Raw genomic sequence first — 14,497 nt, forward strand, 5'->3', positions numbered from 1 at the left:
ATCATGCCGTATGCCATTTATAGGCCCTTACCCGGATCGGAGCGCGAATCAATCTGCGGCCGAGAAGAAGATTTGTGTGGAGACGTCCCCATCAGACTTTCGAAACTCTGCTTTGGACGGACTTAACGCGATAAGGTGGAAGGATCTGACGGTTTCCCCGACAGCAAGTTTCAAAAAACCCTCTTGTGTACGGACGTACGCATAGGGCTCGCCATTTTCAACGACGACAGCAGAAATACGAGGGACCGCATTTTCAGGATCAATATCGCCGACAGTATCTGGACCTGAATTGTCAGGGTTCGGGGCATTGGGATCCACCGCGCGTCCGATGCCAGAGGCCTTGATTTGATCCGCAGCCTCCGTCGTATCCACTTCGGTCAAATTGGGTAAAGATGGCGCGAAAGGTTGCGCGGAGAGGCCAGCCATTTGCGACGCTCGCGAAACATAGGCGCCATATAAACCAGCGAGAACCGCAAGACCCACCGCATAGACCAGCAGCGTTCGGGTCGTGAAACTATAGGCGGGCGAGATCATGACGCGCTCTGCCCGTCATTGCGAGCCAAGGCCTGCAACTGCATGTTCACTTGCTGCGCCGAATTCCAACGGAAAGCGCGGATATGGATTCGTGTCGAATGTTCGGCGAGTTCATGCATACAGTCCGATAGAGTCAGCAAATCTGTCTGACCGCGCAGTCCGGCTTCGATTTCAAAAATCTGCCCCTCAACGTCCGGAGCCTCAGATTCTAACACGAGGTTGGCATTTTTTATCCCGCACTGATCCAGCAGCCCCACCAATTCCAGCTGCAACTTCGCGGAATTGAGCCCCGTCGTCCCTTCATTTAAGATTTCAGACTGCGCTTGATTGAGTAAGGTTTGACCCTCTTGCAAGAGACGCGTTGGATCTTCGCCGTTAGCTATTTGCACCAGTTTGGAATGTTGCGAACGCAACAGTTGAAGATCCATCTTCTTTTGCTGAACATGCAAACTCAGACGATCAAACATGAAGAAAAGAGCGAGCGCTGCCAAGGCCAGCAAGCCACGGCGAGCCATCGGTGTCAGTGTCAAAGCTTGGGAGAAACGCGTGTCGCTCATGGCGCGCCCTCCGCACGGTCAACCGCACTATTCTGCTGCAGCGCACCAACACCAACCAAGGTCGCTTCCACGGCCCAGTCCCCCATTCGAATCGATGGAAACACGCTGACTTCTCGTAAGGCTGGAGTCGCTTCAAGCTCTCGTACCCATTCGACCTGATTGATGGGCTCACTAACCCTAAAGGTGACCGCTAGGTTTGAATCCACAAGAGAGGCAGATTGGATTGTTCCTTGCGCCGCCGCCACCCGAGTCAAAATCGCGCTGAAGCCCGGTAAGGGTGAGACGACATTAAGACGCTCCGCATAGGTCTCCAGTTCCGTCTGTATCTGACCGAGTTGCGTCGCCGCCAAACGTTTGGGGCCAAGCTCTTGCTGCAAAGCGGTCACATCGTTTCTGAGCGACGATGTCTGCTGTGAGATCACCAGAAGGCTGACCAGATGAAAAGCGAGCAGCGGCAGAATAATCCAACTGGCTAGGACTGCGACCGTCATAGGCCGCAATGATTTGAGCGTAGAGATAAGAGGGCGGCGATTATTGCTGCGCAGTGTTTCTGTTGCCAAGTTGACAGGCGTGGCAGCCGGGACACTTGCGCCACCAATTTCGACAGCCCCTTGCAAGCTAGACTGAAAAAGCCGCCAATCATGTGTCGTCGGCCGATGCGGCCACCAGCGGCTTTGTTGCAAATTGCCACTGACCCAATGCTGCCCCTCAAACCCGTCGATACAGTCTCGTAAAACGATACCGTCAGCCGCTGGATGCAAAATCGTTTCTGGAACGCAGAGACGGGACGGCAGACCGGTCTTGTCTTCAACAAAGGCCCGGTCCCAGCTCCATGCCTGCGCCGCACCGTCTTCGATTACGATATAGAGGCCAGGATCTTCAAACGGCGCTTTGGCGAGCGCCTGTAGTTCCGCCGCCTGGCGCTGGCGCTGAGCCGAGAGCTTCTTGTCCAAACGGATCAAATTAAACGCACAAAGACCCCGAGACAGGACGATTTGTTGTCCGGACACACTCTCACGCCACGGTGCGTCGCCCAGCGGCTGCTGAACCCCGTCCTTGGACAGTGTGGTCCGTGTTGGTTTGATCACCCCGTTCACTTAATTTGACTCTGGCACACCTGAATAGGCCCGGAAAGACTCGACTACATCCGGGGCGCTTTCTTCCAGTTGGGCGAGGATTGGTCCAGCTGGAACCTGTCGGCGTAAACGTACTGAAAATGGATCCGTTTCCGTGGGTCCGCGGGCGTCAACGTCAAATCGTAGAGCCGACAGCGCCCCAGCCGGAATGATGGTTACGGACATTTTGATCCCGCCTGCGCCGATCCCCTCAAACAGATCATAAAACCCGTACCGACTTTGCAGCTCGTTCCATGCGACGGCTTTATCATTTGGATTATCTGGGAATCTACCGCCAAAAAGAAACGCCGAGATGTCTGGACCCGAAAGAGCGATATTAGACGGCATGCCTAGCCCTCCGGTAAACAAGGATCTCAGCCGTTCGCGATCTCGACACAGATCCGTGTCGCCCCAAATATTCAGCGAGCACACTTCATCCGGGTCCTGAATGCCTGTCCGTGACGGAATAATCAGCCTCTCTTCAATATCGATTGGCGATGGGGTCTTTGATTCGATGTAGTCGATCAGTGTGTCAACAGCGGCGTCTCTGCGCCCCGTCGGTATATCCGCGCGTTCAGCAATGAATCTGAGGAAGTTTCTATTCCTGAAATTGAGATCGATCTTCCCGACCTCGTCCTGAACCACAATGAGCGCCGGCGCGAGACGACCATCCGTTATATTGGGATAATTCGGGGTCCAGATGAAAGGGACGCCATCGACCCGCCAAGGGCTTTCTGGGGCCCTGGCATTGTAACGGGCGACTTCATCCGCAAAACCAAAGCCCGCCTGACGTCCGACAGCTTCCAACATTGTCCGCCAAACCACATCCTCTTCCAAATTCTGTCTGAGAATGTCGGTTCGTACATTGGCCTGCGACAGACGGATATCGACCTGAGCCACGCGGACGCGCTGAAGACCGCTGGCGATTACATAGGAGAGCAGGACCAAAACGGTCAGAGCCAGAGGCAACGCAAAGCCCGCCTCATTCGTCTTTGGAAACTTATTTCGGAACATCATAGACCGCCAAGGTCATTGATCGCGACTTATCGAATAAATGTATTGCGTTCGGCAGCGTCGGCGATACCGAAACCTCATTCACACGGTCAGACCGGGGGATCTGTGTAACGGGCCACTGCTCGACCAGCCGACCCGAATCCGTGGCGAAGCGGAACACGGTGCCGCGCGGAAACTGACGCGGCCATGTCACGTCCATATCGCCAACAAGGAGGCGTATTTGTCGGCCTGATTGACTGTCGACCCAGTTCAATTGGAACGGTTCCACCGCGCCGCGCCCATCCAAAATATTCCGAACTTCACCCGTCACAGTCGCTTCACTACCTTGAAAAACCGGATCGCGTTGTTGCTGCCGCCATTGTGCGGACGTCATTAAAGGGGCTCGGCGGTCATTGAGCGCCGGCTGCCAGCCGGATTGGCTCAGCAAGGGGTCGACATAGACATGATCAATCAAGGCCTGCATCTGTAGATCAAGGTAAAAGGCCTCTCCGCGTCTTTCGAAATGATCCTCCAACCGTAAATGTCCGCGTTGTGAGGCGACCAGCGTATCGGTTAGTACGACCAGAAGCAGCGAGGATATGGCGAGGACAACCAGCGCTTCAATCAGAGAAAACCCCGCATCTGACGTCGACGGCTCTGTTGGGGCCTTCAGGATTTCGGACGGCTCAGACATTGAACGTGACCCGACAAGTTACTGGCTCAACCCGAAATCTATACCGCGTGCCATTCAGGTCGTAGGAGCCAACTGTATCGAGACAAGAGCCGTAAGCCCGCGCGCCAGCATTGATAGGGAAATAGATTTCTGCATCATCCGGCGCGCGTCGCTGGGCGACCAATATCTCGTTAAACCGTATGAGATGACCCCGATTGGCGGCCTCAGCGCGCGTGAGCTCAACCACTTCAATAATATCGGAATGCACCGTTTTATACTTGGTGCTTTGCAACGGTTTGCGCAGATTGATCCCAACAATCCCGGCCAGAAGCGAGAAGATCATCAACACGACGATGACTTCGATCAGCGAATATCCCGCATCTCGTCTTGCGTCTGTCCCCATATCTTTCGGGGAGGGGCGCACTACCCTTCGATGTCGGCGTTCAGACCGGTGCCGCCCGGCGCATTGTCAGCGCCCAGTGAATAGACGCGAGGCGCAGCGTAAATATTGTCAGCCGGAGGCGGAACATATTGAAATGGCTGGCCCCACGCATCGGTCGGGACACCGCCGTCAAGATAGGGGCCCCGCCAAAGCGGACCCGCATTCATCGGCTCGATCAAAAGCCGGAAGCCTTCTTCTTGTGTTGGGTAACGCCCCACATCCATCTGCATCATACCCAGTGAAGCTTTGAGCTGTTTGGCTTGGGAGAGCGTGGCAACCGTCTTGGATCGGTCGACATGGCCCGTCAGGCGCGGGCCCACTATAACCGTGAGAGTGGAGATAATTGCCAGAGCAATCAAAATTTCCATCAATGAATATCCCGCCTCACGGCTTGGTTTTTCAGGCTTTTGCGATGGATTGGAGTTTTCGATTATCTTGTCCGTCTGCAGATCGCGCACATCTTGGAACATGGGATTCCCTCTTTTGATGCTGTCGGGCTGGATTGATTAATAGTTGCACGGCCCAGACTTGGCAAATGACGAAATCAGCCGGGTTACACGGACTTAGTTGAAACCAACATCGTACAGGCTAGTCATGGCCGTCACCATAGAGATCACCACGACGCCAATAATCGTAGAAATGAGGAGAATGGCGATCGGCTCAGCCAGTTTTCCAAGTCGAGTTGATCGCGCCCGGACCGATTTGTCGAGAATATCGGTCGCCAGCAATAACATCTCGCCCATATTCCCGGCCTTGGCGCCTACCGCGGCAAGGTTCAGCACAACCGGATCAAGGTCCGGGACTTTACACAATGCTTCATCAAGCGCCGTACCGGCCCGAAGGTCTCGCGCAAGATCATCAAACGCCGCACGGTTGCGAGAGCTACGGATCACATCGCGTGCGAGCGTGACAGAATCCAGCAAGTTTGCCCGGGCTTCTAGTGATAAACCGACCGTCCGGGTCCAATCAGCGAGTTCGCGCTGACGCAGCAACGGGCCGACAATTGGAAACCGTTGCAAACCGCTGGTGATTCGCGATCGTCGCGCGGGGTTCCGCCAAGAAAATACAAGGAACAAGATCAACGCGCCAAGCGCGAGCGCCACGATCAAACCATAGTCTTGCAGGCCTTGCGACAGGCCAAAAATGACACCCGTAAGCCCTGTAAAGCTGTCCGCATCCTCTCCCAACATCCCGCGGAAGCGCGGAACGACGAAAAGGAACATGAACAGAACCGCGACGAGACCAACCACCATCAAGAAACCCGGATAGGTCAAAGCCCCGCGTAATTCGGTTTTCAACTCCTCTTGAAATCGGAGCTGATCCGCGAGAATGCCCAAGGTCTGAGGTAAGGCGCCCGTTCGTTCACCAAGAGAGACGAGGTTCGGAACAATCGTCGGCATTTCAGGAAAATATTCGCGTAAGCCTTCTGATAGGCTGGCGCCGGATCGCAGGAGGCGAGAAAGATTTTCCAGCTTTTCAAGCATGATCTGATGGTCAACCATTCGGGACAACGATTCGACCGCATCCAGCAGCGGGATGCCGGCCTTTAGAAGGACGGCAAGCTGTTGAATTAGCTGGTAATAATCTGTGCTTTTCGGTGCGCGGCGTTTGAGCTGGCGCTCACGGGTTTCAACGGGTTCCAGCGTATACACGCTGATGCGCCGTTCCGCCAAAGTTTGTAATGCCGACGACATGCGGCTTGAATCGATCGTGCCGCTGACATCTTGGCCGTCTTGGGACAGGCCCTTATAGCGGAAAGCGGCCATACTTAGCTTCGCTGAACCGTTCGGCGTCCGAAGACGCGACCGATTTCTTCGAGCGTTGTCTCACCTTGGCTAGCTTTTAAGAACGCGTCTTCCAGCATAGTCCGATAGCCAAATTTCCGCAGCACTTCGAGTTTCATCGCGTCGCGGATATTCCCCTGCAGACCAGATTGAACCAACCTATGGACATCGACCAGTTCGAACACACCGATCCGGCCTTTATAACCGGAGCCATCGCAGACCTCGCAGCCAACGGCATCGAAGACACCGGTCGCGTCGGGTAGGCTTGGGTCAAGCGGGACATCCTTGACCATTTCTGCAATCAGATGCGCGTCGTCCGCGCTAGCCGGGCGCCGGCAGCTTGAGCAAATGCGGCGAAGCAGACGCTGTCCCAACACACCCCGAAGAGCGGCGGACAGTAGAAATGGTTCGACGCCGAGATCAACCAAACGCTCGATGGCGCCACTGGCTGAGTTAGTGTGCAGCGTGGAGAATACCAAGTGGCCGGTCAGAGCGGCCTGAATCGCGACTTCCGCTGTTTCGCGGTCACGAATTTCGCCGACCATGATAATGTCCGGATCCTGTCGTAGCATGGCTCGCAAGCCATTCGAAAAGGTCAGGCCGATTTCGGAGTGAGCTTGGACTTGATTGACCCCGTCCAAATCATACTCAACCGGATCTTCAATCGTGATAATTTTCGTATCACCGCGATTGAGGTGTTCGAGTGCGCGGTAAAGGGTTGTCGACTTACCAGACCCAGTCGGACCTGTGACCAGAAACAGCCCGTTTGGGAGTTCAATGATACGCCGGAAGGCATCCAGCAGTGAGCCGCGCAACCCTAGACCCTGCATATCCGGCAATTCCGATTTCTTTCGTAACAGACGGATGACGACACTTTCTCCCTCGGTCGCAGGCAAGGAAGACACACGCAGATCAACCTCTTCGCCAGAAACGCGGATGGTCTGGCGGCCATCTTGGGGTAGACGACGCTCCGCAATATCCATTCCGGACAAGATTTTGATGCGCGTGACAACACTGTCAAACATAGAGCGAGAATGGGTGCGTTTATCGGTCAGCACGCCGTCAACGCGAAGACGGGTTTCAAATCCAGCGGGCCCGGGCTCAACATGAACATCTGAAGCATTGCGGTCTAAGGCTTGTGAAAACAGGCCATTAACGAATTCGATAACGGGCGCTTCTTCCGCTAACTCTCGTAAGCGCGCGAGATCGGCGTGAGATTGAGAAGGATCCGGTGCCTCATCTCCAATTGAGATTTCGGTCAGGACAGAATCGACCATCGGACCCGTTGCGACCCATAGACGAAGTCCCGCCACCTGACGACGAGCGAGTTCTTCTAATAAGGTCGGATTTGTTGGATCCCGCAGCGCTGCATTGAGCGTCGGGCCCGTTTCCGTCTCAGCGGATTCCTTAAGTTCAGGATCAAACCAGATGAGCGCATCGACAGAGATTAGCCAACTCATCGGAAGTTGCAAGATCTGAGCAGCTTGTCGGACTTGTTCGGCATTGGGGGCGTCGGTCGACCCTATATCGAGAATGGACGCCCCTAGAAATGTGGCGGCTGACCTGACGAGGTCAATCTCTCGCGCCAAGCCAAGCTTTGTCGCGGCCTGAATCAAGCCGCCGCCAAACTCCTGTTTAAAGGATTCAGCTTCTGCAAGTGCCGCTGAAGCCAGCACATTGTCGGCGGTGAATTGTTGTCCCAGCGTATTGTAAGGCGCTGCCTTAAGCGGGCTAGCCTGACCTGTCACTGCGGCACGTGTCATAATGAGGTGGCCCGGAATTAAACAAAGCCAAGAGGAATGCCCGGCTCAGCAGATACGCTCTGCCTGTAATACTGACCTACTTAGTCTGGCTGATGGAACCCGACAAGCTCGCGATTCTGTCCGAGCTTGGATGGATGAATTATATTTTTACATAAAAAAAGGGCCGCTCCGAGGAGCGACCCTTCCATAGACTAGGCTATGAGAGACGGATCAGTCGTCACCGTCGCCATATTCAGCGTTACCTGTACCGTTACCGAAGCCGGTAACAACAGAGCTAACAGGTGAAGACTGCAGACGATCACAATCGAGCGACGATGTCGCGCCGATGAAGTTGAATGCAAAGTCCGCACGGCCGTAGTTGCCGAAGACAGACGTCAGTTCCACATCCGTGAAGGACATTTCTGCACCGCTAACAGTTACAGTACCGTTGATTGGCAATGTTGCGTTCGGCAGACCAGCTGAAGAGTTGGTCATGGAAGCAAAGATGCCATCTGTTTGCGAGTTGGCGAAGTTTGTGACGCGGAAGACATTCCGACGTGTCACTGTGCCGTCGCCGACCCAGTCAAACGTACCACACTGGCTACCAGCATACTGAAGCTTGTCGAGAAGACCGCCGTTTGCACGTGTGATGTTCTCAGTTGCCAGACCTGCAGCTGCGCCTGTGAAGGAAACAGTACCGGCCGTAGCAGTTGGCTGAATTTCCTGCAGTGTGTCAGAACCAGTGACGTCGATTTCAATAGCCGCAACATTCGGGCCAATCGCAGCAGGATCGTATGTGAATGATGCTGAACCAGCTGTTAGAGCGTTCGTTGCACCGCCAGCAGCGCGAAGGCCAACGCCTTGGACACCAGTAGAAGAGTCAACCGCAACAGTCAGAGAGACTACACCGATTTCAGCAGGGACACCCGCTAGGAAGCCAGTCGCAACATCTTCAGCTGCCAACAATGTTGGGAAAACTGGACGCGGAGCGCCTGTGTTGGTTGGGTCAAAAGCGATGCTGATGTTACCGATAGTCGCTTCGTCTGCGTCATCGTTGATGCCGCCATTGTTAGCATTCGAGCTAGCAAGACCGACAGAGCGTGAATCAACTGCTGTGTTGAAGTTTTGGAACGCCGTAGCAACCAGAAGCGAGTCGAATGGACCCGTTTCGTCTGATGCGACAGTGACTTGGTAAGCATCGACACATGTCGCAGCTGGCGTTGCAAGAGTGACAACACCCTGTTCAATCGCCGTGTTGCTTTCAGTCGAGAGCGTAACGCGGAAGTTCAAAGGACCTGCGCATGTTGCTGTTGAGTCGAAGACGATGCTAAAGTTGTCACCGCCAGTTGTCGCAGATGACAGGAAGCGAACTGATGAGTCGCCAACTTCACCCGTACGGTTTGCACCGTCGAACTGAACCGTTGTGCCGTTGAAAACCGTCGCAGTACCACCGGTACCATTGATGAGGTCATCAGCGTCAACTTGCGTTGCGAAAGTACCGTTCAGGATTTCGAGAACGATGAAATAGTTGTTGGCGCTAGCAATAACGTTGTTTGTTGTAACGTTCAGAGCGAATGTACCTGCATTGGCAACAACGTTTTGTGGACGTTCTTGAGCCAGGACAATCGGTGCTTCGATCAGATCACTTGCAACAAGGGCTGCACCGCCTGGACCAGGCGCACTTGGTGAAGTGGCGGCAAGGCTAATGCTCAGCGCTGACGCGTTGCTAGCCATGAGAGCGGCCACTGCAGTGCCCGCCAAAAGTCTATGGAATTTCATGATATCTCCCAGTAATTCCTAGTCACTTGATTAAGAGGGTGCTGTTGGCGTCCCCGTTCGTGATTGCAGACCGCATAGGGACCCGCACTCAGAGAGGCACTAACGAAGCCTATCGCCCCCGTCAAACGGCTTTTTCATGAACTTTCGTCTCTTCGCAGATTAAACTTAACGTAGATCAATCAGTTCGTTGCTGACTTGGGTTGATAGATTTCATCTTGAGACGATGGACGCAGGCCAACAGGTCAAGTTTGTCGAAGCCGGCTATTATAAAGGCTCGATAAATAAAGATCAGCCGACCTCGATGACACCAAAGCCCTATCGATCAATGCGAATGGCGAAATCCTCGCCGCCTAGTGTCAAATTCGGTGAATAATAGGGGTCTTTAGCCAGCTCAGGCCCCCAGCGCCTAACCAGCGTGTCTATTTCAGAATTAAAACGAGCGACTTTGGCAGGATCGTCTTCGGCCCCACGCGTCGTACTTTCAAAATGATAAAGCTCCGCGAAAGGTGTATAAACGTTCAAATAACCCGCCTGCCTTACGCGGAGACAGAAATCGACGTCATTGAAGGCCACTTTCAGGTCGACTTCATCCAATCCGCCGACTTTATTATATACGTCACGTCGAACAAACAGGCACGCCGCCGTCAAGGCCGACAGGTTTTGCACCACATTTGGTCGGTAGAAATAGCCCCCTTCATTCCGGTCCAGAGATCTGTGACCATGACCAACCAGGCCGCCAATTCCGAGAATGACGCCGGCATGTTGAATCGTGTTGTCCGGATAAAGGAGACGTGCGCCAACACAGCCAACTCGGTCCTGAATTGCCCAACCCACCATTTCTGAAATCCAACCGCTCGAAATGGCTGCAATGTCATTATTTATAAGCGCTAAAATTTCGCCGTCGGATTGGGAAACCGCCCAGTTGTTGATAGCTGAGTAATTAAACGGATGCGGGTATTTGATCACACGGGCAATGCCGTCTTCGTTGAGATTGTCAAAATAGCGAAGGGCGTCTGGGTCAGTCGAGTTATTGTCGACCAGAAGGATCTCAAAGTTCGGATATTCGTCCTGCTCACAAATTGAGAGAATGCAATTCTTCACCAAATCAGCCCGGTCGCGTGTCGGGATGATGAAAGACACTTTCGGCAACCGCTCCGGCAGGGCGGGCTTTACCCGAAGACAAGGGCGGTTTTCCATCGGCAAAACCTCAGCAGCCATGCCGCGTCGTTCAATATGGTCCTGCACCGCATGGACCGCCTCAATACTATTGCCCGCACCTAATGTGCGGCCCAGCAGATCAAACGGACTCCGGGTTGGGTCGCCTGCCTTGCGGTTATGATAAAGAACCTTTGGAATGTGCACGATCGCCTCGTCGCGGGCGACATGGTCCCAGATTCGCAAAGTCAGATCATATTCTTCACTGCCAGGATGCTTGTCGCTCCAACCGCCAACGCCGCGAACGTGGCGCAGACGATACATCGTCAGATGGCTAAGATAATTCATCGACCGGAATAATTCGGGCGAGAAATCTGGTTTGAAATGTGGCTCTGATCGACGGCCGTTTGAATTGATGCGGTCTTCATCAGAATAGAAAATGTCTCCATCCGGACGATCGCGGGCCGTCAGCACGAGCGTCGCCAAGGCGTGTGGTGCGAGCTGATCTTCCGGATCGAGACGCGCAATCCATTCCCCCGTGGAGACGGATAGCGCCGCATTGCACCGTGTAGAATAAAGACCGCCAGTCTCGCTATGGGTCAGCTTGATACGAGCATCTCGATCCGCCCAGTTTTTCAACTTTTCTTGCGTTCTTTTTGGGCAGGAGATGTCTGTTGCCAGGCAAAGCTCCCAATTCTGATAGAGCTGATCCGTCACGCTTGAGATCGCCTCATTCAGCAAGGCCGGATCGGGATCGACCACAGGCATGATCAGGCTGACAATAGGGGGCGCAGCCAAATCCGCCAATTCCGCCTCGATCTCAAGTCGGTCATGGCTTGAGTGGTAGTCAAATGTCTCTCGCCACAATGTATAGCGATCCCCATCATTGCGGGGCGAAACATTCGGATTGATCGAGAAAAAATGGCGACCCTGCACCAATGACTTGCCGGATCGAACCATACGGTCGAAATTCTGGACTGGCCCCTGCATGAACAACTTGGCCGCTTTGACCCCGGCGAAAACGCCAAAATGTGCCTTATTGAGCCGCTTAAGCCTTAACTTGGTAATCTCGAACGAACCTTGCTCGTCTGTCGGGTCCAATCGGATCCGGCGCGGCGCATGGCGCAACATGGTCGTGACGCTAAAGCGCGACCGACCCGTTTTAAAGAGTTTCGCCGATTCTAGTTCGTTAAAGCCATTGCCAAAATCGAAGTAGAGGCGCGGATAGAACGGCTTGTCCGACGCAATGCCGACTGAAATCCGATACCAACCCTGCTGAATGTCCGGAATGTCTTGCAGTTCGAAAAAAGGGTCTGACCCCAACGACCGCCAACCGCCACCCTTGGGGGCTAGCTGCGAGGTTACCTCGGCCTGCCGCAGATCAAACGTGCACTTTGTCATACAATCAGAGCGAGCCGTACCAACATGTTTTACGCGGGCAAGTCACAAATATTGGCCCATCCCGCAATCGGACCCACATAGACGCTTGATTAAGGTGAGTCACCTGTCCTCATCTGTCATCTGCTTTACCGCCCATCAGCGGGTTCATTTCCCCTGTTTGGTACAGCCAATCCGACAAAATCTCCCCCCTTGCCCTTGCAGGTGTGATTCTCTCTCCCATATCGGCGTAGAACGCTCCCGCCGGGCCTAAATCCGGGACGTGCGGGGACTCGCATCATATTGATTTCGTTGGGCGCTGGGAGCCAGGCCCGAAAGAGGAGCAAACTTATGTCGAAAGTGATCGGTATCGACCTCGGCACAACCAATTCTTGTGTCGCTGTTATGGATGGCGACAAGCCAAAGGTTATCGAAAATGCAGAAGGTGCACGCACGACCCCGTCCGTTGTCGCCTTTACTGAGGATGGCGATCGGCTGATCGGCCAGACCGCCCGTCGCCAAGCGGTGACTAATCCGGAAAACACCTATTATGCGGTCAAGCGCCTGATCGGTCGCCCCTTCACCGATCCGGCCGTCAAAAAGGACGCCAAACTGGTTCCTTATAAGATCGTCAAAGGTAAGAATGGCGACGCTTATGTCCAAGGTCGCGACAAGGCTTACAGCCCCGCGGAAATCAGCGCCATGACGCTGACCAAGATGAAAGAAACGGCAGAAGCCTTCCTCGGCGAAACCGTCACTCAGGCCGTTATTACGGTCCCGGCCTACTTTAATGACGCCCAGCGCCAAGCCACCAAAGATGCTGGCAAAATCGCGGGTCTGGAAGTGCTACGCATCATCAACGAGCCCACAGCCGCTGCGCTGGCTTACGGCCTCGACAAAGACGAAGGTAAAACCATCGCGGTCTATGACCTCGGCGGCGGCACATTCGATGTCTCAGTTCTGGAAATCGGCGACGGCGTTTTCGAAGTGAAAGCGACGAATGGCGACACTTTCTTGGGTGGTGAAGACTTCGACATGCGCATCGTCGAATATCTCGCTGACGAATTCAAGAAAGAGCAAGGCATCGACCTGAAAACCGACAAGCTGGCGCTACAACGCCTGCGCGAAGAAGCCGAAAAGGCGAAGAAGGAACTGTCGACCGCGTCTACTTACGAGATCAACCTGCCCTTCATCACAGCCGATGCGACAGGGCCAAAGCACCTGAACATGAAGCTGACCCGCGCGAAGCTGGAAAGCTTGGTTGAAGACCTGATCAAACGGACGATTTCACCGATCAAGAAAGCTTTGGCCGATGCCGGTTTAAAGCCATCTGACGTCGATGATGTTGTGCTGGTCGGCGGCATGACCCGTATGCCAGCCGTGCAAAAAGCTGTGTCCGATTATTTCGGTAAAGAGCCGCATAAAGGCGTGAACCCTGACGAAGTCGTTGCCATGGGCGCGGCCATTCAGGCTGGGGTATTGCAAGGCGACGTCAAAGACGTTCTGCTGCTCGACGTGACTCCACTTTCGCTCGGTATCGAAACCGAAGGCGGCGTGTTCACACGTATGATCGACCGCAACACAACGATCCCGACGAAGAAGAGCCAAGTCTTCTCAACCGCCGCTGACAATCAGTCAGCCGTGACCATTAAAGTCGCGCAGGGCGAACGTGAAATGGCGGGCGACAACAAACTTCTCGGTCAATTCGATCTGGTCGGCATTCCGCCAGCACCGCGCGGCATGCCGCAAATCGAAGTCACCTTTGACATTGATGCTAACGGCATCGTCAATGTGTCGGCCAAGGACAGCGCAACCGGAAAAGAACAGCAAATCCGGATCCAAGCTTCTGGCGGTCTGAATGACGACGATATCGATGCGATGATCAAGGACGCCGAAGCCAACGCTGAGGAAGACAAGAAGCGTCGCGATATGGCCGAAGCCAAGAACCAGGCTGAAGCGATCGTGCACAAGGCCGAGTCTGATCTCGCCGAGCATGGTGATAAGGTCGACGAAGAAACTAAGACAGCCATCGAAGAAGCGGTTGCCGAAGTGAAAACCTCCGTCGAGTCGGACGATGCTGCAGGCATTACCGATAAGGTGCAGATCCTGACCGCAGCGCTCATGAAAATGGGTGAGGCGATCTACGCTACCGCCGCCGCCGAGGAAGAAGCCAAGGCCAAGGACGCAACGAAGCCGGGCGACGATGTCGAAGAAGATGACGACATTGTCGACGCCGAGTTTGAAGACGTCGACGACGAAAACGCGGCCTAAAGCTAAGCGAATAGGCCTCGCCGGAAACGGCGGGGCCTTTTGCTAGGCGGCGACGTTTTAACTGTCCGCTGCTCG

At 54.4% G+C, this 14,497-nt stretch carries 12 protein-coding genes; 1 reads left to right on the forward strand and 11 read right to left on the reverse strand.

What is annotated here, in order from left to right; all coding sequences use genetic code 11:
* Positions 1 to 48 precede the first annotated feature (48 nt).
* The 11 genes from QQL54_RS09350 to QQL54_RS09400 all read right to left on the reverse strand — a co-directional run bounded on the left by QQL54_RS09350 (position 49) and on the right by QQL54_RS09400 (position 12,175).
* Entirely contained in the window at positions 49 to 534 is a 486-nt protein-coding gene (locus QQL54_RS09350) for a cupredoxin domain-containing protein (protein WP_284389957.1), read from the reverse strand.
* A complete protein-coding gene (locus QQL54_RS09355; RefSeq protein WP_284389958.1) occupies positions 531 to 1,091 on the reverse strand; it encodes a hypothetical protein in 561 nt (186 codons plus the stop codon). Before QQL54_RS09355 ends, QQL54_RS09350 begins: the two co-directional genes overlap by 4 nt.
* Positions 1,088 to 2,179, reverse strand: coding sequence for a hypothetical protein (locus tag QQL54_RS09360; protein WP_284389960.1), 1,092 nt, complete (start codon positions 2,177 to 2,179; stop codon positions 1,088 to 1,090). Before QQL54_RS09360 ends, QQL54_RS09355 begins: the two co-directional genes overlap by 4 nt.
* Before the next feature lie 9 nt (positions 2,180 to 2,188).
* A complete protein-coding gene (locus QQL54_RS09365) occupies positions 2,189 to 3,223 on the reverse strand; it encodes a hypothetical protein (RefSeq protein WP_284389962.1) in 1,035 nt (344 codons plus the stop codon).
* Positions 3,207 to 3,893, reverse strand: a complete 687-nt coding sequence (locus QQL54_RS09370) for a prepilin-type N-terminal cleavage/methylation domain-containing protein (protein ID WP_284389964.1) — start codon at positions 3,891 to 3,893, stop codon at positions 3,207 to 3,209. The genes QQL54_RS09365 and QQL54_RS09370 overlap by 17 nt, the downstream gene beginning before the upstream one ends.
* Entirely contained in the window at positions 3,886 to 4,296 is a 411-nt protein-coding gene (locus tag QQL54_RS09375) for a pilus assembly FimT family protein (protein WP_284389966.1), read from the reverse strand. Before QQL54_RS09375 ends, QQL54_RS09370 begins: the two co-directional genes overlap by 8 nt.
* Positions 4,296 to 4,784 (reverse strand): type II secretion system major pseudopilin GspG, encoded by a 489-nt coding sequence (gspG, locus tag QQL54_RS09380; RefSeq protein WP_284389968.1) that lies wholly within the window; start codon positions 4,782 to 4,784, stop codon positions 4,296 to 4,298. Before gspG ends, QQL54_RS09375 begins: the two co-directional genes overlap by 1 nt.
* A gap of 93 nt (positions 4,785 to 4,877) precedes the next feature.
* Positions 4,878 to 6,080: a type II secretion system F family protein gene (locus QQL54_RS09385; protein WP_284389970.1), complete on the reverse strand. Its 1,203-nt coding sequence runs from the start codon at positions 6,078 to 6,080 to the stop codon at positions 4,878 to 4,880.
* Positions 6,081 to 6,082: 2 nt separating this feature from the next.
* The gene (locus tag QQL54_RS09390; protein ID WP_284389972.1) at positions 6,083 to 7,861 is read right to left on the reverse strand and encodes a GspE/PulE family protein; all 1,779 of its coding nucleotides are present in this window, start codon (positions 7,859 to 7,861) and stop codon (positions 6,083 to 6,085) included.
* 210 nt (positions 7,862 to 8,071) lie between these two features.
* Positions 8,072 to 9,619 (reverse strand): hypothetical protein, encoded by a 1,548-nt coding sequence (locus QQL54_RS09395; RefSeq protein ID WP_284389975.1) that lies wholly within the window; start codon positions 9,617 to 9,619, stop codon positions 8,072 to 8,074.
* Positions 9,620 to 9,934: 315 nt separating this feature from the next.
* Positions 9,935 to 12,175: a glycosyltransferase family 2 protein gene (locus QQL54_RS09400; RefSeq protein ID WP_284389977.1), complete on the reverse strand. Its 2,241-nt coding sequence runs from the start codon at positions 12,173 to 12,175 to the stop codon at positions 9,935 to 9,937.
* A 327-nt stretch (positions 12,176 to 12,502) separates the two neighbouring features.
* Here QQL54_RS09400 and dnaK point away from each other — a divergent pair, with 327 nt between their 5' ends.
* Positions 12,503 to 14,422 carry a molecular chaperone DnaK gene (dnaK, locus tag QQL54_RS09405; RefSeq protein ID WP_284389979.1) on the forward strand — a complete coding sequence of 640 codons (1,920 nt, stop codon included), beginning with the start codon at positions 12,503 to 12,505 and terminating at the stop codon, positions 14,420 to 14,422.
* The last annotated feature ends 75 nt before the right edge of the window (positions 14,423 to 14,497 follow it).

Source organism: Algimonas ampicilliniresistens, from assembly GCF_030159955.1.
In the GTDB taxonomy this organism is placed as follows: Bacteria; Pseudomonadota; Alphaproteobacteria; order Caulobacterales; family Maricaulaceae; genus Litorimonas; species Litorimonas ampicilliniresistens.

Bases quoted from the DNA above. Each gene is read 5' to 3' on its own strand.
- QQL54_RS09370 (WP_284389964.1), bottom strand. From the start codon at position 3,893: ATGTCTGAGCCGTCCGAAATCCTGAAGGCCCCAACAGAGCCGTCGACG.
- QQL54_RS09390 (WP_284389972.1), bottom strand. From the start codon at position 7,861: ATGACACGTGCCGCAGTGACAGGTCAGGCTAGCCCGCTTAAGGCAGCG.
- QQL54_RS09355 (WP_284389958.1), bottom strand. From the start codon at position 1,091: ATGAGCGACACGCGTTTCTCCCAAGCTTTGACACTGACACCGATGGCT.
- dnaK (WP_284389979.1), top strand. From the start codon at position 12,503: ATGTCGAAAGTGATCGGTATCGACCTCGGCACAACCAATTCTTGTGTC.
- QQL54_RS09350 (WP_284389957.1), bottom strand. From the start codon at position 534: ATGATCTCGCCCGCCTATAGTTTCACGACCCGAACGCTGCTGGTCTAT.
- gspG (WP_284389968.1), bottom strand. From the start codon at position 4,784: ATGTTCCAAGATGTGCGCGATCTGCAGACGGACAAGATAATCGAAAAC.
- QQL54_RS09395 (WP_284389975.1), bottom strand. From the start codon at position 9,619: ATGAAATTCCATAGACTTTTGGCGGGCACTGCAGTGGCCGCTCTCATG.
- QQL54_RS09400 (WP_284389977.1), bottom strand. From the start codon at position 12,175: ATGACAAAGTGCACGTTTGATCTGCGGCAGGCCGAGGTAACCTCGCAG.
- QQL54_RS09365 (WP_284389962.1), bottom strand. From the start codon at position 3,223: ATGATGTTCCGAAATAAGTTTCCAAAGACGAATGAGGCGGGCTTTGCG.
- QQL54_RS09385 (WP_284389970.1), bottom strand. From the start codon at position 6,080: ATGGCCGCTTTCCGCTATAAGGGCCTGTCCCAAGACGGCCAAGATGTC.